Annotated in this window: 4 protein-coding genes; all 4 read left to right on the top strand. The window is 46.8% G+C overall.

Features of this window, described 5'->3' with window-relative positions:
• On the top strand, positions 1 to 2,681 hold a 2,681-nt coding region (gene carB / locus WA010_RS10270; protein WP_422557020.1), incomplete at its 5' end, for a carbamoyl-phosphate synthase large subunit.
• A 3-nt stretch (positions 2,682 to 2,684) separates the two neighbouring features.
• Positions 2,685 to 3,116: a hypothetical protein gene (locus WA010_RS10265; protein ID WP_422557019.1), complete on the top strand. Its 432-nt coding sequence runs from the start codon at positions 2,685 to 2,687 to the stop codon at positions 3,114 to 3,116.
• Positions 3,117 to 3,126: 10 nt separating this feature from the next.
• Positions 3,127 to 3,717: a hypothetical protein gene (locus tag WA010_RS10260; RefSeq protein ID WP_422557018.1), complete on the top strand. Its 591-nt coding sequence runs from the start codon at positions 3,127 to 3,129 to the stop codon at positions 3,715 to 3,717.
• 2 nt (positions 3,718 to 3,719) lie between these two features.
• On the top strand, positions 3,720 to 4,541 hold an 822-nt coding region (locus WA010_RS10255; RefSeq protein ID WP_422557017.1), incomplete at its 3' end, for a glutathionylspermidine synthase family protein.

Genomic DNA, 4,541 nt, shown 5'->3' with positions numbered 1-4,541 from the left:
GATTGGACGAGTCTCCGATCACCGAAATTTTGATCGAAGAATCACTTCTGGGATGGAAAGAGTACGAGATGGAGGTTATCCGCGATCGTAACGATAACTGTATCATCGTCTGTTCCATCGAAAACTTCGACCCTATGGGTGTCCATACGGGAGACTCTATCACCATAGCCCCAGCCCTAACATTGACCGATAAAGAGTACCAGCGTATGCGTGATGCATCATTCGCTATTCTTAGAGAAATTGGTGTCGATACAGGTGGATCAAACGTACAATTCTCCGTCAATCCTGAAACAGGTCGTATGATCGTTATCGAGATGAATCCGCGTGTATCACGCTCATCTGCACTCGCTTCCAAAGCAACCGGTTATCCGATTGCCAAAGTGGCAACCCTCCTCGCAGTCGGATTTACCCTCGATGAGATCACCAACGATATCACCGGAACCCCTGCGGCGTTTGAACCGGTTATCGACTATATCGTCACCAAAGTTCCGCGCTTCACGTTCGAGAAATTCCCCGAAGCGGAATCGACCCTCACCACCAGTATGAAATCAGTCGGTGAAGCGATGGCAATCGGACGAACGTTCAAAGAATCAGTTCAAAAAGCCCTCTGCTCTCTTGAGACAGGTCTTTGCGGTTTCGACCCGATCGACGGAGATCTCGAATTTGTCAAACACGAAATCCGCCGCCCGAATGCAGAGCGTATCCTCTACGTAGGACAAGGGTTCCGTATGGGTCTTTCAAAAGAAGAGGTATTTGAACTCTCTAAAATCGATCCATGGTTCCTAACCCAAATCGAAGAGATTATTGCCCAAGAAAAACTGATCACAACGACAACTCTCACCGATGAGCCTCAACTTCGTCGTCTCAAAACCGAAGGGTTCTCCGATAAAAACATCGCGCGTCTTATCACCCTAAACGGTGGAAGTGCAAAAGAGAATGATGTCTACGAAGCACGCAAAGCTCTTAATATCATGTTTGAATACAACGAAGTCGATACCTGTGCGGCAGAGTTCGGTTCATTGACCCCATATCTCTATTCAACCACCAACATTACCCGTCTAGGACTTCAAGCACCACGTCAAAGTGACAAGAAAAAAGTGATGATTCTCGGCGGCGGGCCAAACCGTATCGGTCAAGGTATCGAATTTGACTATTGCTGTGTTCACGCCTCATTTGCCCTCAAAGAGATGGGGATCGAGACGATCATGGTTAACTGTAACCCTGAGACGGTATCTACCGACTACGATACCTCCGATGTCCTTTATTTCGAGCCAATCGATTTCGAACACGTCCGCTCCATCGTAGACGCGGAACAGCCTGATGGTATTATCGTTCACTTCGGAGGACAAACACCTCTCAAACTGGCAAACGGTCTCCATGCTATCGGTGCCAAAATCGCCGGAACCTCTGCGGAAGTGATTGACTTAGCAGAAAACCGCGAGAAATTTTCAGCATTTGTCGTTGAGCAAGGGCTAAAACAGCCTGAAAACGGTATCGCTATGACGAAAGAGCAAGCCTTCGCCGTTGCTGAAGAGCTTGGTTATCCGGTTCTCGTACGACCATCGTATGTTTTGGGCGGACGAGCTATGCGTATCGTCTACAACGAAGATGAACTCCGTACCTATATGGATGTTGCAGTATCGGTGAGCAACGATTCTCCTGTTTTGGTTGATAAATTTCTCGATCAAGCAGTTGAGCTCGATGTCGATGCGATCAGTGATGGTACCGACGTCTATATCGGCTCCGTTATGCAGCATATCGAAGAGGCGGGGATTCACTCAGGAGACAGTGCGTGTTCACTCCCTCCGGTAAGCCTCAGCGCAGAGCTTCAAGCGCAGGTTGAGCAACAAACCAAAAAAATCGCATTGGGTCTCGGTGTTATCGGGCTTTTAAATATCCAATACGCGATCTACCAAAACGAGGTTTACCTCATCGAAGTAAACCCTCGTGCATCACGTACCGTACCGTTTGTCTCCAAAGCGACCGGAATGCCGCTCGCGAAAGTCGCAACTCGTGTTATGGTGGGTGATACACTCCGTAATGCCCTCAAATTCTACGATAACTACAATGTTGTTATGGAAGCGGATGGATTGCTCAAACCGCGTCTCAAAGGGCACGTTGCGATCAAAGAGGCGGTATTCCCGTTCAACAAACTCTACGGTGCCGATTTGGTTCTCTCTCCTGAGATGAAATCAACCGGAGAAGTTATGGGGATCAGCCAAAACTTCGGAGTCAGCTTCGCGAAAAGCCAGCTTGCCGCAGGAAACAAAATCCCGACATCGGGAACCTGTTTCCTCTCCTTTATCGAAATGGATAAAGCTCACGCCCCTGAAATCGCACGCGGATTGTACAACCAAGGGTTCAAACTTGTGGCAACACGCGGTACCCAAAAGGTGATCGAAGCGGCGGGAATCCCATGTGAAGCCGTTCTTAAAATCTCTGAAGGACGTCCGAATATTGAAGACGTGATGAAAAATGGAGAGATCTCTCTTGCTATCAACACGTCCGATAATAAAACATCGAAAAAAGATGCCGAGCAAATCCGTCAAATCGTATTGCGAATGGGAACACCGTATTTTACGACTCTCAGCGCAGCGCGTGCTGCTATCGAAGCGATGGGGCACATGAATGATGACAGTTGGATGGAACCTCATGCCCTCCAAGATTATCTTATCCCTTAATCTATGGATAAAATTTTCCTCGCCCAAACCGACACCACCGTCGGTTTTCTCTCACAAAACGCTAAACGCTTAGAAGAGATCAAAATGCGCACAGGAGATAAACCCTTTCTCAAAGTCTATGCCGAGCTTAAAAACCTTAGCCGTGATATCCGCATCCCTTCCCTCCATAAGCACCGTGTACGTCACAGTAAGAAAACAACCTTTGTCGTCAAAAACCAAGCGTTTCGCTATGTCAGCACCCCTGAACACGCGGCTCTTATAAAGCCATACCGATGGCTCTATTCCACCTCAGCCAACGAAAGCGGAAAAAGCTTTGATGAAATATTTTGTCGATCCGTCAGTGATGTTATCATCGAAGATTATCGCGGACTTCAAGAGCAAAGTGCCTCGAAAATCTTTTTACTCAATGCAACCCACTTAAAACAATTACGATAGGAGATTTACTATGAAACATTTCACGTCAGCCAAACATATCATGATGGGAACCATGGGACTTGTCGTCCTTAGTGCCCTAAGCGGATGCCAAAGCGCACCGGAAGAACAACCATCAACTGTCCAAGCAGAAGGGCAAAACAAATTTCTCGTTGTTGAGCAACTCAGCAGCGGAAAATATGTCATTGTCGAAGAGATGCCAACCACCGGGCCTAGCCGTGCGATCATCAAAGAGACCGACGAGAACGGTACCGTACATGAACGAGTCATGAGTGAAACAGAGATGAAAGAACTCGCCGATCAAGAGTACAAAAAAATGGAAGAGGGAAAATCAGAACTCAACGCAGAACCTCAAGGTGAAGGGATGGGTCTAGCCGGAACGATCCTAGCAGCTGCCGGAGGAGCATTGTTAGGTAACATGATAGGAAATGCGTTGATGAATAACAAAAATGTTCAAAGACACCAAGAGACTTCCAATCGCTCGGCGTATCACCGCTCTGCAAGCGGGATGAACAACAATGCTGCATCAAATACTCAGAAAAAAAGCTATTTCGGAAACTCAGCGTCTAGAAGTACCTCTTCTAGCAGTAGTTTCGGAGGATGAGTATGGTATCGCTTCAAAGTATCAAGCCTATTGATGATCGTACCTTAGAGCAATTTGGATTCGCTTGGCACACGGATAGTGATGAGAGCAAATACATTGCTGATGAACTCGTCGTTGTCACTGACGCTGAAGCCGAAGCCTACTATGAAGCGGCCAATGAACTCTACGATATGTATGCTACGGCAGCCCAACACATTATCGATAATAATCTATTTTTTGATCTCGGTATCCCTTTTAACCTCATCGACACCATCAAAAAAAGTTGGGAAAACGATGTCCACTGGCATCTTTACGGACGATTTGATCTTGCAGGAGGGATCAATGGAACACCGATCAAACTGATCGAGTTTAATGCGGATACTCCTACAGCTCTTTTTGAAACGGCTATTTTACAATGGGCACTTCTCAAACACAACGGCATGGATGAAGCGCGTCAGTTTAACAACATTTACGAAGCTCTAAGTGACAACTTCCGCCGTCTTGTCACCCTGTTCGATGACCCGAGTGAGTTTGAAAAACATTATGATGGATGGAAAATTCTCTTTAGCTCTATCAGCGGCAATATCGAAGAGGAACAAACCGTTCGACTGCTGCAGCAAATGGCAATCGATGCGGGATTTGAGAGCGGATTCGAGCCGCTAGGTGGAGTAAAGTTCGATGATGAGGGGATATATGATTCTGCCGAAGAGCCTTATGAGTATTGGTTTAAACTCTACCCATGGGAAGATATCGCTATCGAAGAACCAGAGTTAGCAACACAGCTCACTACAATCATGAACAACCAAAAGGCAATTATCCTCAATCCTGCCTACACACTCCTCTTC

It is taken from the genome of Sulfuricurvum sp., from assembly GCF_049305995.1.
GTDB lineage: Bacteria > Campylobacterota > Campylobacteria > Campylobacterales > Sulfurimonadaceae > Sulfuricurvum.
This window is presented reverse-complemented; position numbering and strand designations above follow the sequence as displayed.

Coding starts and splice junctions, on each gene's coding strand:
- WA010_RS10265 (WP_422557019.1), top strand. CDS start 2,685: ATGGATAAAATTTTCCTCGCCCAAACCGACACCACCGTCGGTTTTCTC.
- WA010_RS10260 (WP_422557018.1), top strand. CDS start 3,127: ATGAAACATTTCACGTCAGCCAAACATATCATGATGGGAACCATGGGA.